Raw genomic sequence first — 25,855 nt, forward strand, 5'->3', positions numbered from 1 at the left:
GAATGCCGGGGGATGGTGTCCGCTCAGACCGAATGGCGCTTGCGGTAACCGTCGAGAAAGCGCGCGATCCGGTTGATCGAATCGGTCAGGTCGTCGAGGTTCGGCAGGAAGACCACGCGGAAGTGATCCGGCGCGGCCCAGTTGAAGCCCGTTCCCTGCACGAGCAGCACGCGTTCCTCGAGCAACAGGTCGAGGATGAACTGCTGGTCGTTCTGGATCGGATAGAGCTTCGGATCGAGGCGCGGGAACATGTACAGCGCGGCCTGCGGCTTCACGCAGGTCACGCCGGGAATCGACGTGAGCATGTCGTACGCGAGCTCGCGCTGCTTGTACAGGCGCCCGCTCGGCACGATCAGCTCCTTGATGCTCTGGTAGCCGCCGAGCGCGGTCTGGATCGCGAACTGCCCGGGCACGTTCGCGCACAGGCGCATCGACGACAGGATCCCGAGGCCTTCCAGGTAATCCTTCGCGTGCCGGCGGTTGTCGCCGCCAAGGCCCGACACCGCCATCCAGCCCGCGCGATAGCCGCACGAGCGATAGCTCTTCGACAGGCTGTTGAACGTGACGGTGATCACGTCTTCCGACAGCGAACCCAGCGCCGTGTGCTCGAGCCCGTCGTAGACGATCTTGTCGTAGACCTCGTCGGCGAACACGATCAGCCCGTGCTGGCGCGCGATCTCGAGCAGCTCGAGCAGCAATTCGTCGGAATAAAGCGCGCCGGTCGGGTTGTTCGGGTTGATCACGACGATCGCCTTGGTGTTCGGCGTGATCTTGCGGCGGATGTCGTCGAGGTCGGGCATCCACGCGTTCTGCTCGTCGCACACGTAATGCACGGGCGTGCCGCCCGACAGGCTCACGGCGGCCGTCCACAGCGGGTAGTCGGGCGCCGGCAGCAGCACTTCGTCGCCGTCGTTCAGGAGCGCCTGGGTCGCCATCACGATCAGCTCGGACGCGCCGTTGCCGATGTAGATGTCGTCGAGGCCGACGCCGACGACGCCCTTCTGCTGCGTGTAGTGCATCACGGCCTTGCGGGCCGAGAAGACGCCCTTCGAATCCGAATAGCCGGACGACGCCGGCAGGTTGCGGATCATGTCCTGGATGATCTCGTCCGGCGCGTCGAAACCGAACGGCGCGAGGTTGCCGATGTTCAGCTTGATGATGCGGTGGCCTTCTTCCTCGAGGCGCTTCGCGTGCTCGAGCACCGGGCCACGGATGTCGTAGCAGACGTTGAGCAGCTTGTTCGACTTCTGAATCGGTTTCACGACGACACGGTTCCTGGGTTGGCCTTGCGGCCGGGGGACGGGATCAAAACTGGAGAGCGGCCGGTCTGTGCGCGCTGTCTAGACTGGGGAAAAAGCGGGCAGTCGGACGCAGCTTGTGGCGACGCACGATGCAAGTGGCGCCCGGGGGCGACCAAAAAGTTATAATTTAGCGGATTTTGGCCAACTTTCGCAATGCACCATGGCCGCTCCGGGCCCGCGCCGTCAGGCGTCCCGCGTGCGCCGGTCGCGAAAGCGGCCGCCCGGGCCCGTGCGGCCCTTGCCTGACCTTCCCTCCACGGAACCGCGGAATACCGATTTGAAACTGCACCAGGACGCGAGCGGCGCGCTCAACACCGTCACCGGCTACGGCCCCGATTATGTCGACGTCAACCTCCAACGCCACGAAGGAAGCGTCATCGTGCTGCCCGGCGCACCGGTGCAGGACTGGCCCGTGTCGTCGTTCGACGCGCTCGCGCCCGAGCATTTCGCGATGCTGCTCGACCCGGCCCCCGAACTCGTGATCTTCGGCAGCGGCGCGCGGCTGCGCTTCCCGCACCCGCGCCTCGTGGCCGCGCTGACGGCCAAGCGGATCGGCGTCGAGACGATGGATTTCCAGGCCGCCTGCCGGACCTACAACATCCTGATGGCCGAGGGCCGCAAAGTCGCCGCCGCGCTCTTAATTGAACGTTAATCACCGATGCGGTAAAACTCGGGCCGGTACACCGGGTCGATCCGCGGGTCGATCCCCGGGTCATCGTCCGGGTCGCTAACCGGCAAGCCGCCCGCCCCCCGGCGCAACCCGCCGGCGGCTCTTACAACAACCAACAGGCTGAAAATCCATGAACGATACGCCGTCGAGGCTACCGCTCAATCGCATCACGCTCGTCCTCCTGCTCGTCGCGCTCGCGATCGTCTGGTTCGCGCCGCTCGGGCTGCGCCACCTGATCCCGAGCGACGAAGGCCGCTACGCGGAAATGGCGCGGGAAATGTTCGTCACCGGCGACTGGATCACGCCGCGCTACAACGGCTACAAGTACTTCGAGAAGCCGCCGCTGCAGACCTGGCTGAACGCGCTGACGTTCGCGTGGTTCGGCATCGGCGAATGGCAGGCACGCCTCTACACGGGCCTCGCCAGCTTCGCCGGCGTGCTGCTGGTCGGCTTCACGGGCGCGCGCCTGTTCAACCCGCTGTCCGGCTTCCTGGCGGCCGTCGTGCTCGCGTGCTCGCCGTACTGGAACCTGATGGGCCACTTCAACGCGCTCGACATGGGGCTCGCGTTCTGGATGGCGCTGTCGCTCTGCTCGCTGCTGCTCGCGCAGCGGCCCGGGCTGCAGGCGGGCGCGGTGCGCGGCTGGATGTGGGCGTGCTGGGCCGCGATGGCGTTCGCCGTGCTGTCCAAGGGCCTCGTCGGCCTGATCCTGCCCGGCGCCGTGCTGGTGCTCTATACGCTGGTCGCCCGCGACTGGGCGCTGTGGAAGCGACTGTACCTGGTGAGCGGCCTCGTGATCTTCTTCGCGATCGTCACGCCCTGGTTCGTGCTCGTCCAGCAGCGCAACCCCGAGTTCTTCAACTTCTTCTTCGTGGTCCAGCAGTTCCGCCGGTATCTGACCCCGGAACAGAACCGCCCGGGCCCGCTCTACTATTTCGTTCCGGTGCTGCTGGTCGGCTTCCTGCCGTGGCTGTCGGTCGCGTGGCAGAGCATCCGCCATGCGCTGCGCATGCCGCGCCAGCCGAACGGCTTCTCGCCGATGCTCGTGCTGCTGATCTGGAGCGCGTTCATCTTCCTGTTCTTCAGTGCGTCGCATTCGAAGCTGATCTCGTACGTGCTGCCGGTCGCGCCGGCGCTCGCGCTGATGATCGGCGCGTACCTGCCGCTGATGAGCGCCGACCGGTTCCGCCGCCATCTGCTCGGCTACCTCGTGTTCTTCGTCGTGGCCGCGTTCGGGATCATCTTCCTCGCGTATCAGGGCGACGCCCGCACGCCGAACGCGCTGTACCGCGCGTTCCAGGTGTGGCTGTACGCGGGCCTCGCGGTCGCGGGTGCGCTGACGCTCTCGGCCGCATGGCTGAACCGCCGCGCGGGCGTCGCGGCCGCGATCACCGCGTTCGGTGCCGCGTGGCTCGCGTTCGGCACGATCGGCGGCACCGGTCACGACGAATTCGGCCGCTACAGTTCCGGCGCGCTGCTCGCGCCCGCCGTGCGCGCCGAACTGGCGAAGCTGCCGCCCGACACGCCGTTCTACTCGATCGAGATGCTCGATCACACGTTCCCGTTCTACATGGGCCACACGACGATCATGGTCCACCGCCAGGACGAGCTCGCCTTCGGGATCTCGGTCGAGCCGAACAAATGGATCCCGACCGTCGACCAATGGATCGAACGCTGGAAGCAGGAAACCCATGCGCTCGCGATCATGCCGCCCGGCCAGTACGACACGCTGGTCAAGCAAGGCGTGCCGATGCGCGTGATCGCGCGCGACAACCGCCGCGTGATCGTCGAGAAACCGCAATCGTAAGGACGCCCGCCGCATGAATCCCGTTTCGTTCGTCTGCATCATCACCGGCGTGATGCTCAACGCCTGTGCGCAACTTCTGCTGAAAGCCGGCGTCAACGCCGTTGGACACTTCGAATTCAGCCGTGCGAACATCCTCCCGGTCGGCCTGAAGATCGCGACCCAGCTGCCGATCATCGGCGGCCTCGGCTGCTACGTGCTGAGCGTCGTCGTCTGGATTCTCGGGCTGTCGCGGGTCGACGTGTCGATCGCGTACCCGATGCTGTCGCTCGGCTACGTCGTCAACGCATTCGCCGCCTGGTACCTGTTCGGCGAGGTGCTGTCGGTCCAGCGGCTCGTCGGCATCGGCATCATCCTGATCGGCGTGCTCGTGCTCGCGCGCAGTTGAGCGCGCCCGGCGGGCCCGGCGAGCATTAAGCGTCCGCCTACAAAAAATCACGGTACGAATCCCCCAACCGGTGTTTAATGCCGGTTTCGGGCCGGATCGCCCGACCCCTTTATTACACGCCATTACAGGCCAACGCGTTCATGAGCCAGACTACCGCTCCGTTCCTGCCGTTCACCCGCCCCGAGATCGATGAGGAAACCATCCAGGGCGTCGTCGACGTGCTGCGCTCCGGCTGGATCACCACCGGCCCGCAGAGCCAGAAGTTCGAAGCCGCGCTGTCCGAGTATTGCGGCGGCCGTCCGGTGCGCGCGTTCAATTCGGGCACCTGCACGCTCGAGATCGGCCTGCGCATCGCGGGCGTCGGCCCCGGCGACGAGGTGATCACCACGCCGGCGACGTGGGTGTCGACCAGCAACGTGATTCTCGAGACCGGCGCGACGCCCGTGTTCGCCGACATCGACCCCGTCACGCGCAACATCGACCTCGACAAGCTCGAGCAGGCGATCACGCCGCGCACGAAGGCGATCATCCCGGTCTACCTGGCCGGCCTGCCGGTCGACCTGGACCGCCTGTACGCGATTGCCCGCGCGCACAACCTGCGCGTGATCGAGGACGCCGCGCAGGCGCTCGGCTCGACGTGGAAAGGCAAGCGCATCGGTGCGATCGGCGACATCGTGTCGTTCAGCTTCCACGCGAACAAGAACCTGACGACGATCGAAGGCGGCGCGCTCGTGCTGAACAACGAGGACGAGGCGACGCTCGCGCAGAAGTACCGGCTGCAGGGCATCACGCGCACCGGCTTCGACGGGATGGACTGCGACGTGCTCGGCGGCAAGTACAACCTGACCGACGTCGCCGCGCGCGTCGGCCTCGGCCAGCTGCCGCACCTCGAGCGCTTCACCGCGCAGCGCCGCGCACTCGTGCGCGCGTATTTCGCCGCGCTTGACGGCGGCCCGGCCGTCAAGCTCGGGCTCGGCCTGCCCGTCGCCGATTTCGAGAACAGCAACTGGCACATGTTCCAGGTCACGCTGCCGCTCGACCGCCTGTCGCTCTCGCGCGCCGACTTCATGGCGCAGATGAAGGAGCGCGGGATCGGCACCGGCGTCCACTACCCGGCCATCCATCTTTTCACGCTGTATCGTGCGCGCGGCTTCAAGGAGGGCATGTTCCCCCACGCCGAACGATACGGCGCGTCGACCGTCACGCTGCCGCTCTTCACGCAGATGACGGAAGACGACGTGCGTCGCGTGGCCGACGCCATCAACCAGATTTGCGAACAATACGGAAATTAAGCGTACATGAATCACCTTGAAGCACGCGCCGGGCATCCGGGCGCCGCGAACCCGGAGGTATCGGTCATCATCCCCGTGTACAACGAGGAAGACGGCCTGGCCGCGCTGTTCGCGCGGCTGTACCCGGCACTCGACGCACTCGGCACGTCGTACGAAGTGATCCTGATCAACGACGGCAGCCGCGACCGCTCGGCCGCGATGCTGGCGGACCAGTTCCACGTGCGCCCCGACACGACGCGCGTCGTGCTGCTCAACGGCAACTACGGCCAGCACATGGCGATCCTCGCCGGCTTCGCGCAGTCGCGCGGCGAAATCGTCATCACGCTCGACGCCGACCTGCAGAACCCGCCCGAGGAAATCGGCAAGCTGATCGCGAAGATGCGCGAGGGCTACGACTACGTCGGCTCGATCCGCAAGCAGCGCCAGGACAGCCTGTGGCGGCGCAAGGCGTCGCAGATGATGAACCGGCTGCGCGAGCGCATCACGCGGATCAAGATGACCGACCAGGGCTGCATGCTGCGCGCGTACAGCCGCCGCATCATCGACACGATCAACGTGTGCGGCGAAGTCAACACGTTCATCCCCGCGCTGGCCTACACGTTCGCGCAGAAACCGACCGAAATCGAGGTCGCGCACGAGGAGCGCTTCGCGGGCGAGTCGAAGTACTCGCTGTACAGCCTGATCCGGCTGAACTTCGACCTCGTGACGGGCTTCTCGGTCGTGCCGCTGCAGTGGCTGTCGTTCATCGGCGTGATCCTGTCGCTCGGCTCCGCCGCGCTGTTCGTGCTGCTGCTCGTGCGCCGCTTCATCGTCGGCGCGGAAGTGCAAGGCGTGTTCACGCTGTTCGCGATCACGTTCTTCCTGCTCGGCGTGATCATCTTCGCGCTCGGCCTGCTGGGCGAGTACGTCGGCCGGATCTACCAGCAGGTGCGCGCACGGCCGCGCTACCTGATCCAGGCCGTGCTCGAACAGCACGACGGCATGCCGGCGGTGCCGGCCGGCGCGAATCGCACGGGAGCCGCGCAATGAAGCCGCGCGCCGTCGTCTTCGCGTATCACAACGTCGGCGTGCGCTGCCTGCAGGTGCTGCTGGCGCGCGGCGTCGACGTCGCACTCGTCGTCACGCACGAGGACAACCCGAACGAGAACATCTGGTTCGGCAGCGTCGCATCCGTCGCCGCCGAGCACGGGATCCCGGTCGTCACGCCGGCCGCCCCCGCCGATCCGGCACTGCGTCGCGCGGTGTCCGATGCACAGCCCGAGTTCATCTTCTCGTTCTACTACCGCCACATGCTGCCGGTGGACCTGCTCGCGATCGCGCCGCGCGGCGCGTACAACATGCATGGTTCGCTGCTGCCGAAATACCGGGGTCGGGTACCGACCAACTGGGCCGTGCTGAACGGCGAAACGGAAACCGGCGCGACGCTGCACGAGATGGCCGCGAAGCCCGACGCCGGCGCGATCATCGGCCAGACTGCGGTGCCGATCCTGCCGGACGACACGGCCACCCAGGTGTTCGACAAGGTCACGGTGGCCGCCGAGCAGACGCTCTGGCGCGTGCTGCCCGCGCTGCTCGCGGGCGACGCGCCGCATCTGCCGAACGATCTCGCGAGCGGCAGCTACTTCGGCGGACGCAAGCCGGAGGATGGCCGCGTCGACTGGGCGAAGCCGGCCGCGCAGGTCTACAACCTGGTGCGCGCGGTCGCGCCCCCGTATCCGGGCGCGTTCACCGACGTCGGCGGCACGCGTTTCGTGATCGCCCGCGCCCGCCTCGCGGCGCCCGGCAGCGCGATCGCCGCGGCTGCAGCGGATTTGCCGCCCGGCCTGCACGTAAGCGATAATGCGCTATTCGGCGTCTGCGGCGACAGCCGCGCCCTATCCATTCTCGAGCTGTGGCAGCAGCGCGACGGCAGCGAAACCGTCGTGACGCCCGCGGAATTCGCGCAGTTCATTCATTCTTCCCGTCATTCATGAAAGCAAAAAAAGTCCTGATCCTGGGTGTAAACGGCTTCATTGGCCATCACCTGTCGAAGCGCATTCTTGAAACCACCGATTGGGAAGTGTTCGGCATGGACATGCAGACCGATCGGCTGGGCGACCTCGTCAACCACGAGCGGATGCACTTCTTCGAAGGCGACATCACGATCAACAAGGAGTGGGTCGAGTATCACGTGAAGAAGTGCGACGTGATCCTGCCGCTCGTGGCGATCGCGACGCCCGCGACCTACGTCCAGCAGCCGCTGCGCGTGTTCGAGCTCGACTTCGAGGCGAACCTGCCGATCGTGCGTTCGGCCGTCAAGTACGGCAAGCACCTCGTGTTCCCGTCGACCTCCGAGGTCTACGGCATGTGCTCGGACGAGCAGTTCGACCCGGATGCATCGGCGCTCACCTACGGCCCGATCAACAAGCCGCGCTGGATCTACGCGTGCTCGAAGCAGCTGATGGACCGCGTGATCTGGGGCTACGGGATGGAAGGCCTGAACTTCACGCTGTTCCGTCCGTTCAACTGGATCGGCCCGGGCCTCGACTCGATCTACACGCCGAAGGAAGGCAGCTCGCGCGTCGTCACGCAGTTCCTCGGCCACATCGTGCGCGGCGAGAACATCAGCCTCGTCGACGGCGGCTCGCAGAAGCGCGCGTTCACCGACATCGACGACGGCATCAGCGCGCTGATGAAGATCATCGACAACAAGAACGGCGTCGCGTCGGGCAAGATCTACAACATCGGGAATCCGAAGAATAACTTCTCGGTTCGCGAGCTCGCGCACAAGATGCTCGAACTGGCCGCCGAATACCCGGAATACGCCGGCTCCGCGAAGCAGGTGCAGCTCGTCGAAACGACGTCGGGCGCCTACTACGGCAACGGCTACCAGGACGTGCAGAACCGCGTGCCGAAGATCGACAACACGATGCAGGAGCTCGCCTGGGCGCCGCAATCGACGTTCGACGACGCGCTGCGCAAGATCTTCGAAGCGTATCGCGGCCATGTCGCCGACGCGCGCGCGCTGGTCGAGCAGCAGAACTGACGGGACGCTCGCTTGGCTCGTATCGTCCTCAAGATCGACGTCGACACGCTGCGCGGCACGCGCGAAGGCGTGCCGAACCTCGCGCGCATCTTCGACCGCTTCAGTGCGCGCGCGACCTTCCTCTTCAGCCTCGGGCCCGATCACACGGGCTGGGCGCTGCGGCGCGTGTTCCGCCCGGGCTTCCTGAAGAAGGTGTCGCGCACGTCGGTGGTCGAGCATTACGGCGTGAAGCAGCTGATGTACGGCGTGCTGCTGCCGGGCCCCGACATCGGCCGCCGCGCGATCGCCGACATGCGCGCGATCCACGAGGCCGGCTTCGAATGCGGGATCCATACGTGGGATCACGTGTACTGGCAGGACAACGTGCGCATGCGCGATCGCGACTGGACCGCGCGTGAAATGCAGAAGAGCCACGCGCGCTTCGTCGACGTCTTCGGCGCGCCGCCCGTCACGCACGGCGCGGCCGGCTGGCAGATGAACGACGCGGCGTTCGAGCAGATCGACGCATGGGGGATGCGCTACGCATCCGACGGCCGCGGCCATTCGCCGTACCTGCCCGTGGTCGGCGGCCGCACGCTGTCGCACGTGCAGATGCCGACCACGCTGCCGACGCTCGACGAAGTGCTCGGCATCGACGGCATCGACACGCACAACGTCGCCGCGCACATCCTGAAGTTCACGGAGACCAATCCGCACGACCAGGTGTTCACGCTGCATGCGGAACTGGAAGGCCAGAAGCTCGCGCCGGTGTTCGAGCAGTTGCTCGCCGGCTGGCGCGCACAGGGCCATACGTTTGCGACGATGGGCGATTACCACGCGACGCTGGACCGCGACTCGCTGCCATCGTACCCTGTCACGTGGGGCGAGATTCCCGGCCGCTCCGGCGAACTGATCGTCCAGCCCGACTGAGTTCGCGCGCGCCGGCGCCGCGCCGGCCCTGCCCTTGCGGCGTGCCGCCGCGACGCCCCGCGCACCGCGCCGCCCGAGCGGCGCCTTTCCATAACAACAGGAGAAACACGTGTCCGTCGAAGTTGACCGTCAAGTTCCCGATTTCACCGCACCCGCTACGGGCGGCGACATTTCGCTGTCCGACCTGAAGGGCAAGAAGCTCGTCCTGTATTTCTATCCGAAGGACAACACGCCGGGCTGCACGACCGAAGGCCTGCAGTTCCGCGATCTCTATCCGAAGTTCAAGAAGGCCGGCGCCGAAGTCGTCGGCGTGTCGCGCGACAGCCTGCGCTCGCATGACAATTTCAAGGCGAAGCTCGAACTGCCGTTCCCGCTGATTTCCGATGCCGACGAAGCGCTGTGCGCGCTGTTCGATGTCATCAAGATGAAGAAAATGTATGGCAAGGAAGTGCGCGGAATCGAGCGTTCGACGTTCCTGATCGACGCCGACGGCGTGCTTCGCCAGGCATGGCGCGGCATCAAGGTGCCCGGTCACGTGGACGACGTGCTAAGTGCTGTACAAGCGCTTTGAGCCGCGTTATATTGGGCCGCAATGAATGCCAGTTCGCCCCATATTTCTCGTAGCTGCGCCGGTGCCCGTTGCGATGCTTCCCGGCACCTGACGCGCATTACGACGGTATCAGCCGAGCCGCATGTCCCGGTCCACGGGGCAGCGGCTTTTTTTATGGACTGCGCGCCGGCTCTCGGTCCGGCCCTCACCCCGTCAAGGAGCTGACCGACACTTAGGCGAACCGGCTCGACGAAATTCCTGTGCGCCACCGCGCGCAAACTGCATGCGTCTACGACACGCAGGATGCGATCAGCGGCGCACGTCATGCGACACGATTCCTCCCGAGGGACACCATGCCTTTGCCTACCCCCCCCAGCAAGCTCGGCAGCCTGCTGCCGCCCGACGAATACAAGGCGAAAGCGCGGCCCGCGAAAGCCGCGAAGAAGTCCGCCGAAGGGGACGCATCCACAGCCGGTGACTATGGCCCGGCCAGCGTGGCCCAACCGATGACCGAAGCCGCGAACACGGCCGCGCCGCTGCGCGCCGTCGCGTCGTCGGCACAAGAAGCCGTGAGCCCACCCGCACGCGGCCGCAAGACCAAACAGACCGCAGCGCTGCTGCAGCCGATGCCGGCGCCGGCCGAAGCGGCACCCGCCGCGCCGATCGTGGCCCGCCACGACAAGCCCGCCGCCGGCAAACCGGCCGCGGCACCCGCGCGCGACGCCGGCGCCGCGACGAAGTCGCGCAGCCGCAAGCCGGCCGAAGCCGAACTGCAGAAGCTGTTCGTGCTCGACACCAACGTGCTGATGCACGACCCGAGCAGCCTCTTCCGCTTCGAGGAACACGACGTCTATCTGCCGATGATGACGCTCGAGGAACTCGACAATCACAAGAAGGGGATGTCCGAAGTCGCGCGCAACGCGCGCCAGGTGAGCCGCACGCTCGACGCGCTGGTCGCCGACGCGGGCCCGATCACGAACGGCATTCCGCTGTCGCGCCTCGGCAGCCGCGAGGCGCTCGGCCGCCTGTACTTCCAGACGACGCTCGCCAACATTCCGCCCGTCGAGGGCCTGCCCGAAGGCAAGGCCGACAACCAGATCCTCGGCGTCGTGCGCGCGCTGCAGCGCGACCGGCCGGACCGCCAGGTCGTGCTGGTGTCGAAAGACATCAACATGCGGATCAAGGCGCATGCGCTCGGCCTGCCCGCGGAAGACTACTTCAACGACCAGGTACTCGAGGATAAAGACCTCCTCTATACCGGCGTGCGCGAACTGCCGCAGGACTTCTGGACCAGGCACGCGAAGGGCATGGAGAGCTGGCAGGACACGAAGACGGGCACCACGTACTACCGCGTGACGGGCCCGCTCGTCGCGTCGATGCTCGTCAACGAGTTCGTCTATCTCGAGCCGCAGAACGGCGAGCCGACGTTCCACGCGATCGTGCGCGAGCTGAACGGCAAGACGGCGCTGCTGCAGACGCTGCGCGACTACAGCCACCACAAGAACAACGTGTGGGGCATCACCGCGCGCAACCGCGAGCAGAACTTCGCGCTGAACCTGCTGATGAACCCCGAGATCGACTTCGTCACGCTGCTCGGCCAGGCCGGCACCGGCAAGACGCTCGTCGCGCTCGCGGCCGGCCTCGCGCAGGTGCTCGACGACAAGCGCTACAACGAGATCATCGTGACGCGCGCGACCGTGCCCGTCGGCGAGGACATCGGTTTCCTGCCCGGTACCGAGGAAGAGAAGATGCAGCCGTGGATGGGCGCATTCGACGACAACCTCGAAGTGCTGCAGAAGACCGACGACGCAGCCGGCGAATGGGGCCGTGCGGCGACGCAGGAACTGATCCGTTCGCGCCTGAAGGTGAAGAGCATGAACTTCATGCGCGGCCGCACGTTCGTCGACAAGTACCTGATCATCGACGAAGCGCAGAACCTGACGCCGAAACAGATGAAGACGCTCGTGACACGCGCGGGCCCCGGCACGAAGATCGTGTGCCTCGGCAACATCGCGCAGATCGACACGCCTTACCTGACCGAAGGCAGCTCGGGCCTGACCTACGTCGTCGACCGCTTCAAGGGCTGGGGCCACAGCGGCCACGTCACGCTCGCGCGCGGCGAACGCTCGCGGCTCGCCGACTACGCGTCGGACATCCTGTAACGCGCGACCGGCCGCCCGCCGGCCGTCGACGCCACGCGGCGCTCCGTTTCCGGAGCGCCGTTTTTATTTTTGGGGTCGGAAACGTTGGTCATGCTTCGTTACGCAACAGCGTCACTTACGCGCGAAACTTCAAGTAAATTCTCAGGAATGGTTGCCTAAGCCCCGCCGGAACGTCTACCATCGGGTCTGTCTGTCGTCATACGATTCGCGAGCGCGTCGCGCTCATCCGCCTTCTCATGCTTCGAATCTGGGTTCCCGTCGCCGTCGTTTCACTGCTCTCGGCCTGCTCCAGCGTGCCGCCGCAGTCGGCCTCGCGCACCTCCGGCATGAAGATCACGACACCGCGCGCATTCCCGGCGCCCGCCAATTTCCCGAAATTCGTCGACCACAGCGTCGGCCAGGAAGAAATCTCGATCCAGGCGATGAGCCTCGTCGGCGTGCCGTACCGCTGGGGCGGCAACACGCCGACGAGCGGCTTCGACTGCAGCGGCCTGGTGCGCTACGTGATCGGCCGCGCGGCCGACGTGAACCTGCCGCGCACGACCGCCGACATGAGCAGCCGCGGCGTGTCGATCGACCCCGACCAGGTCGCGCCGGGCGACCTGATCTTCTTCAACACGACCGGACGCCCGCATTCGCACGTCGGCATCTATGTCGGCAAGCTGCGCTTCGTCAACGCGCCGTCGACCGGCGGCACCGTGCGGCTCGACTACCTGACGAACCCTTACTGGGCCAAGCGCTTCGACGGCATTCGCCGCGTCGCGCCGCCGCGCGGCACGCCGGCGCCGTTCGATGCGCCGACCTACGAGGCACGGCGCGATGCGCCGGCGGCCGCGGCAGCCCCGGTCGTCGCTGCCGCCACGCCGCGGCAGCCTGCCTATGCGTCGCCGCAAGCCGCCGCGACCCCGTCGCCGGCTCCGGTCATGCAAGCCGCACCGGTCGTATCGACCGCGGCGCTTGCCCCGGCCGCCGCCGCGCCCGCCGATCCGTACGAACCGCCGCCGCCGCGCGTGCCGGCAGCCCAGCAGCAGGCAACGTCCGCGAATGGCGACATGACCGCCATGACGGCGAACTCAGGCCCGCAAGAGACCGGCACACAGATTCCGACGACGGCACTGACAGCCGCCCAGGCAGCCGCGTTCGACGCGGAACCATCACCCGCGCCCGCCGCGCCGTCGTCGCCGCGCAACAGCGAGCCCGTGCAGGTACTGCGTGCGTCGACGCAATCCGCGCCGGTCAGCCCGCGCCCCGGCACCGCTGACGATCCGATCGCCCGCTTCGCGAACGGCAGTTACTGATCCGGCTCATCCCCGGCGGCGCCGCCATTCGCCGCACCCTTCCCGACCGCCAAAGAAAATGCGCCGCAACCTTTCGGTGTGCGGCGCATTGCGGGTCGATCCGGCAACGTCGGAATCAGAAGATCTGGTGCCCGAGCCACCATCCGCCGGCCGCGAACAGCGCGGCCGCCGGCAGCGTCAGCACCCACGCCCAAACGATGTTGCCGGCGACACCCCAGCGCACGGCCGACAGCTTCTGCGTGGCGCCGACACCGACGATCGCGCCGGTGATCGTGTGCGTGGTCGACACCGGAATGCCGAGGAACGACGCGATGAACAGCGTGATCGCCCCGCCGCTTTCGGCACAGAAACCGCCGACCGGCTTGAGCTTCGTGATCTTCTGGCCCATCGTGCGCACGATGCGCCAGCCGCCGAACAGCGTGCCGAGCCCCATCGACAGGTAGCACGCGCCGATCACCCACGCGGGCGGCGCATCGGACGTCGCCGACGCATAGCCCGACGCGATCAGCAGCATCCAGATGATGCCGATCGTCTTCTGTGCGTCGTTGCCGCCGTGGCCCAGGCTGTACAGGCCGGCCGACAGCAGCTGGAGCCGCCGGAAGCGCCGGTCGACCTTGCTGGGTGCGGTGCGGAAATACAGCCACGACACGCCGAGCATGAACAGCGAGCCGAGGATGAAGCCGAGCAGCGGCGAAATGAAGATGAACGCGATCGTCTTCAGCAGCCCGTCGATGTTCAGCGCGCTCCAGCCCGACTTCGCGAGCGCCGCACCGACGAGGCCGCCGATCAGCGCGTGCGACGAGCTCGACGGAATCCCGTAGTACCACGTGATCACGTTCCAGCCGATCGCACCGACCAGCGCGCCGAACACGACATAGTGGTCGACGATCTCGGGATCGATCGTGCCTTTACCGACAGTCTGCGCGACTTTCAGGTGGAAGATGAAATACGCGATCACGTTGAACGCGGCCGCAAACACCACGGCCTGCTGGGGCTTCAGCACCCCGGTCGACACGACGGTGGCGATCGAGTTCGCCGCGTCGTGGAAGCCGTTCATGAAGTCGAATACGAGCGCGACGAGCACCAGCGTCGCGACCATCCATAGGGCGAGTTGTATCGAATGCATCGTGGTCCGCTCAGGCGTTTTCCAGCACGATGCCTTCGATGATGTTCGCGACGTCCTCGCACTTGTCGGTGATCTCCTCGAGCAGTTCGTAGATCGCCTTCAGCTTGATGAGCGTCTTCACGTCGTCTTCCTCGCGGAACAGCTTCGACATCGCCGCGCGCAGCACGCGATCAGCCTCCGATTCCCAGCGGTCGATCTCCTCGCACTGCTTGAGGATCTGCGCCGACTGCTTCATGTCGGACAGCAACCCGACAGCCTGCTGCACGTGCTGGGCCGACTGCGTGACGATGTGCGCGAGCTGGCTCGCCTCGGACGTGACGGACTGCACGTCGTACAGCGACACGGCCGTCGCGACGTCTTCCATCAGGTCGAGGATGTCGTCCATCGTCGTGATCAGCTTGTGGATCTCGTCGCGATCGAGCGGCGTGATGAAGGTCTTGTGCAGCAGATCGATCGCTTCGTGCGTGAGCTTGTCAGCGGCCTTCTCGGCGGTCTGCACGTTTTGCTTGTGAATCTCGGCGTCGGCGAGATTGTCGATCAGCAGTTCGAGCTCGCGGCCACCGGAAACGATGTACTTCGCGTGCGCATTGAAGAGTTCAAAGAACTTGCCCTCGGTGGGCATGAATCGACCGAACATGGGATTCCTGAGAGATTGTCAAACTACTGTCACGAAAACGGGCGACATTGTACCGTTTTCGGTAGCGACGCGACGCGCGCATGTGCGCGCGCCGGGATTGGATACAACGCTTGGTGAAATAAGGGTTTACATCTGGCGAAGAAGTGTTACTCGCCGTAGAAGGTCTGCACCCCTGCAAAGTTGTCGAACTTCGTGTATTGACCCAGGAACGTGAGCCGAACGGGCCCGATCGGGCCGTTACGCTGCTTGCCGATGATGATTTCGGCCGTGCCCTTGTCCGGGCTGTCCGGGTTGTAGACCTCGTCACGGTAGATGAACAGGATCACGTCCGCGTCCTGTTCGATTGCGCCCGATTCACGCAAATCCGACATCACCGGACGCTTGTTCGGACGCTGCTCCAACCCGCGGTTCAGCTGCGACAGCGCAATCACCGGCACGTCCAGCTCCTTTGCGAGACTCTTCAGCGATCGCGAGATTTCCGAGATTTCGGTCGCACGGTTCTCGCCCTGCGACGAACCCGACATCAGCTGCAGGTAGTCGACGATGATCAGGCCGAGCTTGCCGCACTGGCGTGCCAAACGCCGCGCGCGCGAGCGCAATTCCATCGGGTTCAGGCCGCCCGTCTCGTCGATGAAGAGCTGCGCCTCGCTCATCTTCTGCACCGCGTGCGTCAGCTTCGGCCAGTCCTCGTCGGTCAGCCGGCCGGTACGCATCCGGTGCTGGTCGAGCCGGCCGATCGAGCCGAGCATACGCATCACGAGCTGGGTGCCCGGCATTTCCATCGAGAACACCGCCACCGGCAGCCCGTACTCGACCGCGACGTATTCGCCGATGTTCATCGAAAATGCGGTCTTACCCATCGACGGTCTTCCCGCGACGATGATCAGTTCGCCGCCGTGCATCCCGGACGTCATCCGGTCAAGGTCGACGAAGCCCGTCGGCGTGCCCGTGACGTCGCTCGGGTTCGCGGTGTGATACAGCGTGTCGATGCGTTCGACGACCTGCGTGAGCAGCGGACCAATCTCGAGGAAGCCCTGGTTGCCGCGCGCGCCCTCTTCGGCGATCGAGAACACCTTCGACTCGGCCTCGTCGAGCAGCTGGCGAACTTCCTTGCCCTGCGGATTGAATGCGTCGGCCGAGATTTCGTCGGCGACCGACACGAGCCGGCGCAGCACCGCGCGGTCGCGCACGATTTCCGCATAGCGGCGAATGTTCGCGGCGCTCGGCGTGTTCTGCGCGAGGGCGTTCAGGTACGCGAGCCCGCCGACGTCATCGGCCTTGCCGGACGTGGTCAGCGCTTCGTACACGGTCACGACGTCGGCCGGGCGCGTCGACGCGATCAACCGGCCGATGTGCTCGTAGATGATCCGGTGGTCGTAGCGATAGAAGTCGCCCTGCGACAGGAAGTCGGCAATCCGGTCCCATGCCGCGTTGTCGAGCAACAGGCCGCCGAGCACCGACTGCTCGGCTTCGACCGAATGCGGCGGGACTTTCAGCGATTCGATTTGAGGATCTTGCGGCGCGTTCATGGGTTGGGATTATCGCGAATAGATCGCAGCAGCGCTACCGCTCCGACGATCAGGCAATAAAAAAGGCAGGCCCCGGTTGCCCGGGCGCCTGCCCTTGTCCGGACGGCGGAAGCCGCCCGGAAAGCTTGCGTACGCTTACGCGTGGTCGCCGATCACGTTGATCGTGACGTCGACGACGACGTCCGTGTGCAGCGCGATCTGAACGACGTGCTCGCCGATCATCTTCAGCGGGCCTTCCGGCATACGAACTTGCAGCTTCTCGACTTCGAAACCTGCCTTCTTCAGCAGTTCCGCGACGTCGCCGTTCGTGACCGAGCCGAACAGACGGCCGTCGACGCCCGACTTCTGCGTGATTTCGAACGACTGGCCGTTCAGCTTCTCGCCGACTGCCTGCGATGCTGCCAGCTTTTCAGCGGCGATCTTTTCGAGTTCAGCGCGGCGAACTTCAAATTCGGCGATCGCTTCCTTCGTTGCACGGCGAGCCTTGCGGTTCGGGATCAGGAAGTTGCGAGCGTAACCGTCCTTGACCTTGACGATATCGCCGAGGTTGCCCAGATTGGCGACTTTTTCCAACAGAATGATTTGCATTCGAATTCTCCTTATTGCGTCGCCTGATTACGCCTTGTGCTGATCGGTGTACGGCAGCAGCGCGAGGAAACGCGCACGCTTGATTGCCGTATCCAGCTGACGCTGATAGTGCGCCTTCGTACCCGTCAGACGAGCCGGCGTGATCTTGCCGTTTTCGCCGATGAAGTCCTTCAGCGTTTCCGTGTCCTTGTAGTCGATCTGCTCGACGCCGGCAGCCGTGAAACGGCAGAACTTCTTGCGCTTGAAGAGCGGGTTTTGTTGCTGACGACGCTTGTCGAATTTCTTACCAGTCGGGCGGGCCATGATTTCAGTCCTTTCCTATGTCCTGCAATGCAGTGATGTGAAACACCAAGGTTCTCGCGTTGCGGCTTTTCTTTGCCAGGAAGCCCGTGAACAGCGTTTCGACGCCCATTTCACGACGCTCCAGCTTGCCGCTCGCCTCACCGGCCGCCACCGCCTCGATCGTCATGTCGACCTGACGGGGAATGCCTGCTTCGACGACTTCCGTGCGGTGATGCAACGTGGCGCTTGCGATCGGAACACCCGCCGGCGTATATCGCACCGGTGCGCGTTCGACGACGCTTGCCGTCAATTGCAACCTGTTCACGTGAGAGACGCGCTCCTTGATGGCTTAATGAGTGACGAACTTAAGCCTGCGCTTCGGTCGGCTGAGCTGCAGCCGCCTTCTTGGCTTCTTCGCGCTGAACTTCCTTCATCATCGGCGACGGGCCGGTCTCGGCCTTCTTCATCTTGACGATGAGGTGGCGCAGCACGGCGTCGTTGAACTTGAACGCGTGTTCGAGTTCGTCGAGCGTCGTCTGGTCGCACTCGATGTTCATGCAGACGTAGTGAGCCTTCGCGAGTTTCTCGATCATGTAGGCCAGCTGGCGACGGCCCCAGTCTTCGACACGGTGGATCTGGCCGCCGTGCGTCGTGATCGTGGTCTTGTAACGCTCGATCATCGCGGGCACTTGCTCGCTCTGATCGGGGTGCACGATGAATACGATTTCGTAATGACGCATTACACACTCCTTGTGGATTAAAGCCACCCGGGCGTCTGAACCGGTGTGGCAAGTGAGAAGCCGAAGATTCTAACCCGGATACAGGGCGCATGCAACACCGATCGGCATTTTCCGACCGGATTCGGCCATGTTTTCAACGACTTGAATGGTGCCGACGGCTGCAACGGCTGGCGGCGCGCCCGCCCAGGAATCGGGGGCGGAGCATCGCGCAGCGGGTGACGGGCCGCCGACGCGGCCCGCCGTCACTCGCTGCGCGCCACGCCCAGCCGCGCGTCGAGCGCCGTCCTGAACGCGGCCAGCGCCGACGGCTCGGCGTCGGTCACGGCCCACCATGTCATCCCGGCCGCGTCCCAGCGGTCGAGCGCGTAGCCCTGCGACACGGTCGCGTACGGCGCGGTCTCCCGCCCGACGCCTGCCGGCCGCACGTACACGTCGATCACGTGCTGCCGGTACCGGTAGACGAGCACCGCGACGCGGCGCCGCCCGACGTAGTCGAGCCGGCCGCCGGCCAGCGGGAAGCCGCTCGCCGACAGGTCCTCGACCGGCGGCGCATAGTCGAGCCGGCCGTTGAACCACGGCTTGACCGTATGCCGGTCGGTCGAGATCACGTCGATGTCGCGCGCCGACAGGCCGGCGCGCACGTGGCTCGCGACCAGTTCGTCGACCGTCTGGCCGGTTTCCGCGTGGCGGGCGGACAGCGCCATCCCGGCCGCCGCCGCGAGCGCGACCAACAGCGCCACGCCCCAGCCGAGCCCGGGCAGCGCCGGCACCCACGGCCACGGCCCGGCAGGCACCGGGCGAGCCGACACGCCGCGGCCGGCCGGCCACGAGAACCAGCGGCGGCCGTTCGGTCGAGGCCGCGGCCGCGCCGCCGCGTCGGGCTCCTGTTCCGCGCGGGCTGGCCCGCGCGCGCCCGCGCCGCCTGCCGCCGGCAGCGCCGCGAGAATCTTCGCCCGCAGCACATCGGGCGCACGGTGATAGTCGGCCTGCCGCACGGCCCGCCCCAGCGCGACGATCCGCTCGCGTTCGCGGCGGCACGCGTCGCACCCTTCGACATGCCGCTGGACGCGCAACGCATCGGGCGCCGACAGCTCGCGGTCGACGTCCGCGTCCAGCAACGCTCGCGCTTCGTTACAGTCCATCGATCGCCTCCGATGCGGTTCCGCTTGCCGACGCACGTCCCGGCGCGGGTTCGGACGCCGGCGCCTGCGTGTCGCCCAGGAGCGCGGCGAGCCTGCGCCGGCCGCGCGCAAGCCGCGACATCACGGTGCCGACCGGCACGTCGGCGATCGCCGCGATCTCGCGGTAACTCAAATCCTCCATCTCGCGCAGCACCAGCACCTCGCGGTATTCGGGCGGCAGCTTCGCGAGCGCCGCGTTCACCAGTCGCACGTTCTCGCCGCGCAGCAGGTGCGCGAGCGGATCCTCCGTCGCCGGCTGCCAGTCGTCGGGCACCGCCGTGTCGTCGAGCGTGTCGGGCAATGCGACCTCGTGCGCGTGGGTGCGGCGGCGCCACTCCGTGTACCAGGTGTGGCGCACGATCGTCAGCAGCCACGGCCGCGCGTTGTCGCCGCGGCACGAGTCGACGAAGCGCAGCGCGCGCATGCACGCGTCCTGGACGACATCGTCCGCGTCGCCCGCGTTGCCGCTCAGCCAGCGCGCGAGGTTGTACGCGGCATCGAGATGCGGCAGCACGAGCACGCGAAACCGCTCGCCGCGCGCGACCGCGTCATCCTCCGCCCGTTCGTCGACCGCCTGTCCGGCTTGCCCCACATGACCTCCCTGGTCCCGGCGGCCGCAGCCGCGCCCGTTCCGCGCCCGGTGCCCGGACAGACCGGCAGCGGGCGCACTCGATGACCTTACCGCCGCTGCGTCGAGTTTATTCCCGCACGCAGCCGCTCATGCGCAAAAAAATGCCGGGGCGTGCCGCGCCCGTCATGGCGTGCCGCTCCAGTAGCCGGGCCGCGCATACGCTTCGCGCAGGTAGTCGATGAAATAGCGCACGCGCGCGGGCACGTAGCGCTGCTGCGGATAGACCGCGAGGATGTCGTAGTCCGGCAGCGCGTATTCGTCGAGTACCGTCTCGAGTTCGCCCGTTTCGAGCTGCGCGGCGATTTCCCAGGTCGAGCGCCAGCCGAGCCCGAGGCTTTCCGCCACCCAGCGATGCAGCAGCTCGCCGTCGTTGCAGTCGAGATTGCCGGCCACCCGCATCGTCACGATCTTGCCGTGGCGCTGGAAATACCAGCCGCGGTTCTGGCCGCCCTGCAGGTTGAAGGCGAGACAGTTGTGCCTGAGCAGGTCGTCGAGCGACTTCGGCCGGCCGTGGCGCCGAAAATAGTCGGGCGTGCCGCACACGACGCGCCGGTTCGACGCGAGCTTCACCGCGACGAAGTTCGGGTCGACCGAGCCGCCGATCCGGATCGACAGGTCGTAGCCTTCGCGCACGAGATCGACGACACGATCGGTCAGGTTGAACGACAGCTGCATTTCCGGCTTGTCGACGAGGAAACCGGGTGCGTGTGGCGCAACATGCTTGCGGCCGAACGCGGCCGGCGCGGACACGATCAGGTGCCCGCTGACCGCGCGCCGGCCGGCGGCCAGTTCGTTCTCGGCCTGGTCCCATTCGGACAGCAGCCCGCGGCAGCGCTCGAGGAACGCGGCGCCCTCCTCGCTGACCACCAGCCGCCGCGTCGAGCGGTACATCAGCTTCACGCCGAGGCGCTGCTCCAGCGCGTCGATGCGCCGCCCGAGCACCACCGGCGACACGCCCTCCTCGAGCGCGGCCGCCGCGAGGCTGCCCGCGTCCGCGACCCGCACGAACGTCTCGATCTGCTTGAAACGATCCATTTCCCGTCTCCGTCCCGGCTCCGACACCGGCGGGAAGCCCCGTCCGGCCGTCATTCCATACTTTTAGTTTCGAAATAAGCGACTTCGGCTGATCTTATCAAACCTTTCCTGCGTCCCTAAAGTGTTCCCAACAGACCGATTCGCAAGATCCGTACATTCAAGGAGACATTCATGGCCAAGATGAGAGCCGTCGACGCAGCCGTACTCGTGCTCGAGAAGGAAGGCATCCAGACCGCGTTCGGCGTGCCCGGCGCGGCAATCAACCCGTTCTATTCAGCGATGCGCAAGTCGGGCGGCATCAGCCACGTGCTGGCCCGCCACGTCGAGGGCGCGTCGCACATGGCCGAAGGCTTCACGCGTGCCGCACCGGGCAACATCGGCGTGTGCATCGGCACGTCGGGCCCCGCCGGCACCGACATGATCACCGGCCTGTACTCCGCCTCGGCCGATTCGATTCCGATCCTCGCGATCACGGGCCAGGCGCCGCGTGCGCGCCTGTACAAGGAAGACTTCCAGGCCGTCGACATCGAGTCGATCGCGAAGCCCGTCACCAAGTGGGCCGTCACCGTGCGCGAGCCGGCGCTCGTGCCGCGCGTGTTCCAGCAGGCGTTCCACCTGATGCGCTCGGGGCGTCCGGGCCCGGTGCTGGTCGACCTGCCGATCGACGTGCAGCTCGCCGAGATCGAATTCGACATCGACACGTACGAACCGCTGCCGGTCTACAAACCCGCGGCGACCCGCGCGCAGATCGAGAAGGCGCTCGCGATGCTCAACGACGCGGACAAGCCGCTGATCGTGTCGGGCGGCGGCGTGCTCAACGCGGCGGCCGAAGACCTGCTCGTCCAGTTCGCCGAAACGATCGGCGTGCCGGTGATCCCGACGCTGATGTCGTGGGGCGCGATTCCGGACGACCATCCGCTGATGGCCGGCATGGTCGGCCTGCAGACGTCGCACCGCTACGGCAACGCGACGATGCTCGCGTCCGACTTCGTGCTCGGCATCGGCAACCGCTGGGCGAACCGCCACACGGGCAGCGTCGAGGTCTACACGAAGGGCCGCAAGTTCGTGCACGTCGACATCGAGCCGACCCAGATCGGCCGCGTGTTCGGCCCGGATCTCGGCATCGTGTCCGACGCGAAGGCCGCGCTCGAGCTGTTCGTCGCGGTCGCGCAGGAATGGAAGGCCGCCGGCAAGCTGAAGGACCGCGGCGCGTGGGTGTCCGAGTGCCAGGAGCGCAAGCGCACGCTGCAGCGCAAGACCCACTTCGACAACGTGCCGGTCAAGCCGCAGCGCGTGTACGAAGAAATGAACAAGGTGTTCGGCCGCGATACGTGCTACGTCAGCACGATCGGCCTGTCGCAGATCGCCGCCGCGCAGTTCCTGCACGTGTTCAAGGCACGCAACTGGATCAACTGCGGCCAGGCCGGCCCGCTCGGCTGGACGATCCCCGCCGCGCTCGGCGTGCGTGCGGCCGACCCGCGCCGCCCGATCGTCGCGCTGTCGGGCGACTACGACTTCCAGTTCATGATCGAGGAACTGGCCGCCGGCGCGCAATTCAAGCTGCCGTACGTGCACGTCGTCGTGAACAACTCGTACCTCGGGCTGATCCGCCAGGCCCAGCGCGCGTTCGACATGGACTACTGCGTGCAGCTCGCGTTCGACAACGTCAACGCGCCGGAGCTGAACGGCTATGGCGTCGATCACGTGGCGGTGGCCGAAGGCCTCGGCTGCAAGGCGCTGCGCGTGTTCAAGCCGGAAGAGATCGAGCCGGCGCTGAAGCAGGCGCAAGCGCTCGCGGAAGAGTTCAGCGTGCCGGTGGTCGTCGAAGTGATCCTCGAGCGCGTGACGAACATCTCGATGGGCACCGAAATCGACGCGATCAACGAGTTCGAGGAACTCGCCGAGAAGGCCGAGCACGCGCCGACCGCGATCTCGATGCTCGACTGATCCGCACGACATCTTTTTGACTGACCGACCGAAGAGGCTTAGCTCATGCCGAAGTTTGCTGCAAACCTGACCATGCTGTTCAACGAAGTGCCGTTCCTCGACCGCTTCAAGGCGGCCGCGGACGCGGGCTTCGATGCCGTCGAGTTCCTGTTCCCGTACCCGTACGCGAAAGAGGAACTCGCCGAGCGGCTCGAGACGCACCGCCTGCGCCTCGTGCTGCACAACCTGCCCGCCGGCAACTGGGATCAGGGCGAGCGCGGCATCGCGTGCCTGCCCGATCGGGTCGGCGAATTCCAGGAAGGTGTCGGCCGTGCGATCGAGTACGCGAAGGCGCTGAAGGTGCCGCAGCTGAACTGCCTCGTCGGCATTCCGTCGGCGAGCACCGCGCGCGACAAGACCTTCGTCACGATCGTCGACAACCTGCGCTTCGCCGCCGACGCACTGAAGCGCGAAGGCATCCGCCTGCTGGTCGAGCCGTGCAACAGCTTCGACATCCCGGGCTTCGCGCTGAACCGCTCGTCGGAAGGGCTCGACGTGATCCGCGCGGTCGGCTCGGACAACCTGTTCCTGCAGTACGACATCTATCACATGCAGCGCATGGAAGGCGAACTGGCCGCGACGATCGAACGCAACCTCGCGTCGATCGGCCACGTCCAGCTCGCGGACAACCCGGGCCGCAACGAGCCGGGCACGGGCGAGATCAACTACCCGTTCCTGTTCGCGCTACTCGACCGGCTCGGCTATGCCGGCTACGTCGGCTGCGAATACAAGCCCCGCACCACCACGACGGAAGGGCTCGGCTGGCTGCAAGCCGTCGCCGGCTGCGCACCGGGCTCGGCGCGCCGCGCCGCCTGAGATCCGCCCTTCCCGCATACGCCCCTACCAGGAGACTTTCACATGGCAACCATCGGTTTCATCGGCCTCGGCATCATGGGCGCGCACATGGCGCGCAACCTGCTCAAGGGCGATCATCAGCTCGTCGTGAACGGTGCGTTCCCGATTCCCGACGACCTGCGCGCGAGCGCGAAGGTCGTCGCGAACTCGACCGAAGTCGCGCAGAACGCGGACATCATCATCGCGATGGTGCCGGACACGCCCGACGTGCGTAACGTGCTGTTCGCCGACGACGGCGTCGCGAAGGGCCTGACGGCCGGCAAGCTCGTGATCGACATGAGCTCGATCTCGCCGCTCGACACGCAGGCATTCGCGAAGCAGATCAACGCGCTCGGCTGCGACTACCTCGACGCGCCGGTGTCCGGCGGCGAAGTCGGTGCCCGCGAAGCGACGCTGACGATCATGGTCGGCGGCCCGGAGCAGGCCTTCGAGCGCGCGAAGCCGCTGTTCGAGAAGATGGGCAAGAACATCACGCTCGTCGGCGACAACGGCGCGGGCCAGACCTGCAAGGTCGCGAACCAGATCATCGTCGCGCTGAACATCGAGGCGGTCGGCGAAGCGCTGCTGTTCGCCGCACGCTCGGGCGCCGATCCGGAGCGCGTGCGCCAGGCGCTGATGGGCGGCTTCGCCGCCTCGCGCATCCTCGAAGTGCACGGCGCGCGCATGACGAAGCGCACGTTCGATCCGGGCTTCCGCATCGAGCTGCACCAGAAGGACCTGAACCTCGCGCTCGACGGCGCACGCAAGCTCGGCCTCGCGCTGCCGCACACGGCGAGCGCGCAGCAGCTGTTCAGCGTGTGCGCATCGCACGGCGGCAAGGCCTGGGATCACTCGGCACTCGTGCGCGCGCTCGAGATCATGTCCAACTTCGAGATCGGCCAGACGCCGGCCGCGTAACGCGGCTGCAACGACGCGCGGTTCGCTGCAACGGCGAACGCGCGCGACGAACACACGCGATCCGGCCATGGCCGATCGCATCGATGCGCGACACCACGCGCATCACGGTGGGGCGCCCCGCCGCGTATCGCCGAAACGCGTGCGCGACGGGGCGAAAAACGCCGCTCTGGGCTGAGAGCGGCGTGGTGGGGTCCGCAGCGGCACCCGGCGGCGCCGGGGAAGCCTTGGTCGGTCAGACGTCGTCGTCGGGTGTCCGCCTGTCGGATTTCGCGTATTACACTTCTTTACGTTCGCGCGTGCGATTTTTCATGCAATCGTCGCGTTGAACGCCTACACTTTCGCCACGCCTTTCGAGAAATCCGCCGCGCTTGCGCTCACTCCGGTGACCGTGCCCAGCGCGGTGTTTTTTTCGCCACTTCATGGCGCGTTTTCTTTTCAACCACCTAGGGAGTGCAGCGATGGGTCTTCTTTCGTTTATTAAAGAGGCGGGTGAAAAACTGCTGGGTCACGCCGATGCGCAAGCAGCGGAAGATCCGAATGCCGCGAACCAGACCGCGGCCGATGCGATCAAGAACTACATCAGCACGCAAGGTCTCGACACGTCGAACCTGACCGTCGCGTTCGACGGCGCATCGCGCACCGTCACGCTGTCGGGCAGCGTCGCCGATCTCGACACGAAGGCGAAGGTCAAGGTCGCGGCCGGCAACGTGCAAGGCGTCGCGGGCGTCAACGACGACGACCTCCAACCGGACGATCCGGAAGTTCAGTACCACGACGTCAAGGCGGGCGACACGCTGTCGGCGATCGCCAAGGAAGTGTACGGCGACGCGAACAAGTACCCGGCGATCTTCGAGGCGAACAAGCCGATGCTGTCGAGCCCGGACCGGATCTATCCGGGCCAGAAGCTGGTGATTCCGCCGCAGTCCTGAGCATTCGCGCAGCACTGACGCAAAAAGCAGGCCGACGGCC

27 protein-coding genes and 1 pseudogene are annotated in these 25,855 nt (G+C 66.1%); 16 read left to right on the forward strand and 12 right to left on the reverse strand.

Annotated features, from left to right (window positions below; all coding sequences use genetic code 11):
- Nucleotides 1-23: 23 nt before the first annotated feature.
- The gene (locus tag U5771_RS22510) at nucleotides 24-1,262 is read right to left on the reverse strand and encodes a pyridoxal phosphate-dependent aminotransferase (protein ID WP_322026002.1); all 1,239 of its coding nucleotides are present in this window, start codon (nucleotides 1,260-1,262) and stop codon (nucleotides 24-26) included.
- 316 nt (nucleotides 1,263-1,578) lie between these two features.
- On the opposite strand from U5771_RS22510, the gene U5771_RS22515 reads away from it, so the two are divergent.
- From U5771_RS22515 to U5771_RS22555, 9 genes are all read left to right on the forward strand, one after another.
- Nucleotides 1,579-1,953 (forward strand): Mth938-like domain-containing protein, encoded by a 375-nt coding sequence (locus U5771_RS22515; RefSeq protein WP_322026003.1) that lies wholly within the window; start codon nucleotides 1,579-1,581, stop codon nucleotides 1,951-1,953.
- 148 nt (nucleotides 1,954-2,101) lie between these two features.
- Entirely contained in the window at nucleotides 2,102-3,778 is a 1,677-nt protein-coding gene (locus U5771_RS22520; RefSeq protein ID WP_322026004.1) for a glycosyltransferase family 39 protein, read from the forward strand.
- A 13-nt stretch (nucleotides 3,779-3,791) separates the two neighbouring features.
- Nucleotides 3,792-4,163, forward strand: coding sequence for an SMR family transporter (locus U5771_RS22525; protein WP_034188675.1), 372 nt, complete (start codon nucleotides 3,792-3,794; stop codon nucleotides 4,161-4,163).
- A gap of 140 nt (nucleotides 4,164-4,303) precedes the next feature.
- The gene (locus U5771_RS22530; RefSeq protein WP_322026005.1) at nucleotides 4,304-5,455 is read left to right on the forward strand and encodes a DegT/DnrJ/EryC1/StrS aminotransferase family protein; all 1,152 of its coding nucleotides are present in this window, start codon (nucleotides 4,304-4,306) and stop codon (nucleotides 5,453-5,455) included.
- Nucleotides 5,456-5,461: 6 nt separating this feature from the next.
- Nucleotides 5,462-6,484, forward strand: coding sequence for a glycosyltransferase (locus U5771_RS22535; protein WP_322026006.1), 1,023 nt, complete (start codon nucleotides 5,462-5,464; stop codon nucleotides 6,482-6,484).
- Entirely contained in the window at nucleotides 6,481-7,428 is a 948-nt protein-coding gene (locus U5771_RS22540) for a formyltransferase (RefSeq protein ID WP_322026007.1), read from the forward strand. The genes U5771_RS22535 and U5771_RS22540 overlap by 4 nt, the downstream gene beginning before the upstream one ends.
- Nucleotides 7,425-8,480: a bifunctional UDP-4-keto-pentose/UDP-xylose synthase gene (locus U5771_RS22545; RefSeq protein WP_124486274.1), complete on the forward strand. Its 1,056-nt coding sequence runs from the start codon at nucleotides 7,425-7,427 to the stop codon at nucleotides 8,478-8,480. The genes U5771_RS22540 and U5771_RS22545 overlap by 4 nt, the downstream gene beginning before the upstream one ends.
- Before the next feature lie 12 nt (nucleotides 8,481-8,492).
- A complete protein-coding gene (locus U5771_RS22550; protein WP_322026008.1) occupies nucleotides 8,493-9,389 on the forward strand; it encodes a polysaccharide deacetylase family protein in 897 nt (298 codons plus the stop codon).
- A gap of 109 nt (nucleotides 9,390-9,498) precedes the next feature.
- Entirely contained in the window at nucleotides 9,499-9,960 is a 462-nt protein-coding gene (locus tag U5771_RS22555) for a peroxiredoxin (RefSeq protein WP_322026009.1), read from the forward strand.
- A 192-nt stretch (nucleotides 9,961-10,152) separates the two neighbouring features.
- Here the strand turns inward: U5771_RS22555 and U5771_RS22560 are convergent.
- Nucleotides 10,153-10,397: pseudogene (locus U5771_RS22560) on the reverse strand (hypothetical protein); the annotation flags it as partial.
- Here U5771_RS22560 and U5771_RS22565 point away from each other — a divergent pair.
- On the forward strand, nucleotides 10,293-12,101 hold the full coding sequence (locus U5771_RS22565; protein WP_322026010.1) for a PhoH family protein: 1,809 nt from the start codon (nucleotides 10,293-10,295) through the stop codon (nucleotides 12,099-12,101). The pseudogene U5771_RS22560 and the gene U5771_RS22565 overlap by 105 nt on opposite strands.
- 236 nt (nucleotides 12,102-12,337) lie before the next feature.
- Complete coding sequence (locus U5771_RS22570) at nucleotides 12,338-13,399, forward strand: C40 family peptidase (RefSeq protein WP_322026011.1); 1,062 nt, start codon at nucleotides 12,338-12,340, stop codon at nucleotides 13,397-13,399.
- 115 nt (nucleotides 13,400-13,514) lie between these two features.
- On the opposite strand, the gene U5771_RS22575 is transcribed toward U5771_RS22570, so the two are convergent.
- The 10 genes from U5771_RS22575 to U5771_RS22620 form a co-directional block, all read right to left on the reverse strand.
- A complete protein-coding gene (locus U5771_RS22575) occupies nucleotides 13,515-14,525 on the reverse strand; it encodes an inorganic phosphate transporter (protein ID WP_322026012.1) in 1,011 nt (336 codons plus the stop codon).
- Between the two features lie 10 nt (nucleotides 14,526-14,535).
- Nucleotides 14,536-15,162: a DUF47 domain-containing protein gene (locus U5771_RS22580; RefSeq protein ID WP_014896855.1), complete on the reverse strand. Its 627-nt coding sequence runs from the start codon at nucleotides 15,160-15,162 to the stop codon at nucleotides 14,536-14,538.
- Between the two features lie 146 nt (nucleotides 15,163-15,308).
- Nucleotides 15,309-16,691, reverse strand: coding sequence for a replicative DNA helicase (locus U5771_RS22585; RefSeq protein WP_322026013.1), 1,383 nt, complete (start codon nucleotides 16,689-16,691; stop codon nucleotides 15,309-15,311).
- 135 nt (nucleotides 16,692-16,826) lie between these two features.
- Nucleotides 16,827-17,279 carry a 50S ribosomal protein L9 gene (gene rplI, locus U5771_RS22590; protein WP_059449913.1) on the reverse strand — a complete coding sequence of 151 codons (453 nt, stop codon included), beginning with the start codon at nucleotides 17,277-17,279 and terminating at the stop codon, nucleotides 16,827-16,829.
- 27 nt (nucleotides 17,280-17,306) lie between these two features.
- Nucleotides 17,307-17,582, reverse strand: coding sequence for a 30S ribosomal protein S18 (rpsR, locus tag U5771_RS22595; RefSeq protein WP_004193360.1), 276 nt, complete (start codon nucleotides 17,580-17,582; stop codon nucleotides 17,307-17,309).
- Nucleotides 17,583-17,586: 4 nt separating this feature from the next.
- Complete coding sequence (gene priB, locus U5771_RS22600; protein ID WP_322026014.1) at nucleotides 17,587-17,886, reverse strand: primosomal replication protein N; 300 nt, start codon at nucleotides 17,884-17,886, stop codon at nucleotides 17,587-17,589.
- A 40-nt stretch (nucleotides 17,887-17,926) separates the two neighbouring features.
- Nucleotides 17,927-18,301 carry a 30S ribosomal protein S6 gene (gene rpsF / locus U5771_RS22605; protein ID WP_006755436.1) on the reverse strand — a complete coding sequence of 125 codons (375 nt, stop codon included), beginning with the start codon at nucleotides 18,299-18,301 and terminating at the stop codon, nucleotides 17,927-17,929.
- 242 nt (nucleotides 18,302-18,543) lie between these two features.
- A complete protein-coding gene (locus U5771_RS22610) occupies nucleotides 18,544-19,443 on the reverse strand; it encodes an anti-sigma factor family protein (RefSeq protein ID WP_322026015.1) in 900 nt (299 codons plus the stop codon).
- Complete coding sequence (locus U5771_RS22615; protein WP_322026016.1) at nucleotides 19,433-20,074, reverse strand: RNA polymerase sigma factor; 642 nt, start codon at nucleotides 20,072-20,074, stop codon at nucleotides 19,433-19,435. Before U5771_RS22615 ends, U5771_RS22610 begins: the two co-directional genes overlap by 11 nt.
- Before the next feature lie 162 nt (nucleotides 20,075-20,236).
- Nucleotides 20,237-21,148 (reverse strand): LysR substrate-binding domain-containing protein, encoded by a 912-nt coding sequence (locus tag U5771_RS22620; protein WP_322026017.1) that lies wholly within the window; start codon nucleotides 21,146-21,148, stop codon nucleotides 20,237-20,239.
- A 171-nt stretch (nucleotides 21,149-21,319) separates the two neighbouring features.
- Between U5771_RS22620 and gcl the strand changes: the two genes are divergently transcribed.
- The 5 genes from gcl (at nucleotide 21,320) to lysM (ending at nucleotide 25,815) form a co-directional block, all read left to right on the forward strand.
- On the forward strand, nucleotides 21,320-23,095 hold the full coding sequence (gcl, locus tag U5771_RS22625) for a glyoxylate carboligase (protein WP_322026018.1): 1,776 nt from the start codon (nucleotides 21,320-21,322) through the stop codon (nucleotides 23,093-23,095).
- A 45-nt stretch (nucleotides 23,096-23,140) separates the two neighbouring features.
- Nucleotides 23,141-23,950, forward strand: a complete 810-nt coding sequence (gene hyi, locus U5771_RS22630) for a hydroxypyruvate isomerase (protein WP_322026019.1) — start codon at nucleotides 23,141-23,143, stop codon at nucleotides 23,948-23,950.
- 42 nt (nucleotides 23,951-23,992) lie between these two features.
- A complete protein-coding gene (locus U5771_RS22635; protein WP_322026020.1) occupies nucleotides 23,993-24,886 on the forward strand; it encodes a 2-hydroxy-3-oxopropionate reductase in 894 nt (297 codons plus the stop codon).
- A gap of 83 nt (nucleotides 24,887-24,969) precedes the next feature.
- Nucleotides 24,970-25,212 carry a hypothetical protein gene (locus U5771_RS22640; protein ID WP_322026021.1) on the forward strand — a complete coding sequence of 81 codons (243 nt, stop codon included), beginning with the start codon at nucleotides 24,970-24,972 and terminating at the stop codon, nucleotides 25,210-25,212.
- A gap of 132 nt (nucleotides 25,213-25,344) precedes the next feature.
- Nucleotides 25,345-25,815: a peptidoglycan-binding protein LysM gene (gene lysM / locus U5771_RS22645; protein WP_322026022.1), complete on the forward strand. Its 471-nt coding sequence runs from the start codon at nucleotides 25,345-25,347 to the stop codon at nucleotides 25,813-25,815.
- The last annotated feature ends 40 nt before the right edge of the window (nucleotides 25,816-25,855 follow it).

The sequence above is a fragment of the Burkholderia sp. BCC1977 genome (assembly GCF_905339595.1).
In the GTDB taxonomy this organism is placed as follows: Bacteria; Pseudomonadota; Gammaproteobacteria; order Burkholderiales; family Burkholderiaceae; genus Burkholderia.

Bases quoted from the DNA above. Each gene is read 5' to 3' on its own strand.
- U5771_RS22545 (WP_124486274.1), top strand. From the start codon at position 7,425: ATGAAAGCAAAAAAAGTCCTGATCCTGGGTGTAAACGGCTTCATTGGC.
- U5771_RS22575 (WP_322026012.1), bottom strand. From the start codon at position 14,525: ATGCATTCGATACAACTCGCCCTATGGATGGTCGCGACGCTGGTGCTC.
- rpsF (WP_006755436.1), bottom strand. From the start codon at position 18,301: ATGCGTCATTACGAAATCGTATTCATCGTGCACCCCGATCAGAGCGAG.
- U5771_RS22520 (WP_322026004.1), top strand. From the start codon at position 2,102: ATGAACGATACGCCGTCGAGGCTACCGCTCAATCGCATCACGCTCGTC.
- U5771_RS22565 (WP_322026010.1), top strand. From the start codon at position 10,293: ATGCCTTTGCCTACCCCCCCCAGCAAGCTCGGCAGCCTGCTGCCGCCC.
- rplI (WP_059449913.1), bottom strand. From the start codon at position 17,279: ATGCAAATCATTCTGTTGGAAAAAGTCGCCAATCTGGGCAACCTCGGC.
- U5771_RS22530 (WP_322026005.1), top strand. From the start codon at position 4,304: ATGAGCCAGACTACCGCTCCGTTCCTGCCGTTCACCCGCCCCGAGATC.
- rpsR (WP_004193360.1), bottom strand. From the start codon at position 17,582: ATGGCCCGCCCGACTGGTAAGAAATTCGACAAGCGTCGTCAGCAACAA.
- U5771_RS22525 (WP_034188675.1), top strand. From the start codon at position 3,792: ATGAATCCCGTTTCGTTCGTCTGCATCATCACCGGCGTGATGCTCAAC.
- U5771_RS22570 (WP_322026011.1), top strand. From the start codon at position 12,338: ATGCTTCGAATCTGGGTTCCCGTCGCCGTCGTTTCACTGCTCTCGGCC.
- U5771_RS22585 (WP_322026013.1), bottom strand. From the start codon at position 16,691: ATGAACGCGCCGCAAGATCCTCAAATCGAATCGCTGAAAGTCCCGCCG.
- U5771_RS22635 (WP_322026020.1), top strand. From the start codon at position 23,993: ATGGCAACCATCGGTTTCATCGGCCTCGGCATCATGGGCGCGCACATG.
- U5771_RS22535 (WP_322026006.1), top strand. From the start codon at position 5,462: ATGAATCACCTTGAAGCACGCGCCGGGCATCCGGGCGCCGCGAACCCG.
- U5771_RS22640 (WP_322026021.1), top strand. From the start codon at position 24,970: ATGCGCGACACCACGCGCATCACGGTGGGGCGCCCCGCCGCGTATCGC.
- U5771_RS22580 (WP_014896855.1), bottom strand. From the start codon at position 15,162: ATGTTCGGTCGATTCATGCCCACCGAGGGCAAGTTCTTTGAACTCTTC.
- U5771_RS22540 (WP_322026007.1), top strand. From the start codon at position 6,481: ATGAAGCCGCGCGCCGTCGTCTTCGCGTATCACAACGTCGGCGTGCGC.
- lysM (WP_322026022.1), top strand. From the start codon at position 25,345: ATGGGTCTTCTTTCGTTTATTAAAGAGGCGGGTGAAAAACTGCTGGGT.
- U5771_RS22610 (WP_322026015.1), bottom strand. From the start codon at position 19,443: ATGGACTGTAACGAAGCGCGAGCGTTGCTGGACGCGGACGTCGACCGC.
- U5771_RS22620 (WP_322026017.1), bottom strand. From the start codon at position 21,148: ATGGATCGTTTCAAGCAGATCGAGACGTTCGTGCGGGTCGCGGACGCG.
- gcl (WP_322026018.1), top strand. From the start codon at position 21,320: ATGGCCAAGATGAGAGCCGTCGACGCAGCCGTACTCGTGCTCGAGAAG.
- hyi (WP_322026019.1), top strand. From the start codon at position 23,141: ATGCCGAAGTTTGCTGCAAACCTGACCATGCTGTTCAACGAAGTGCCG.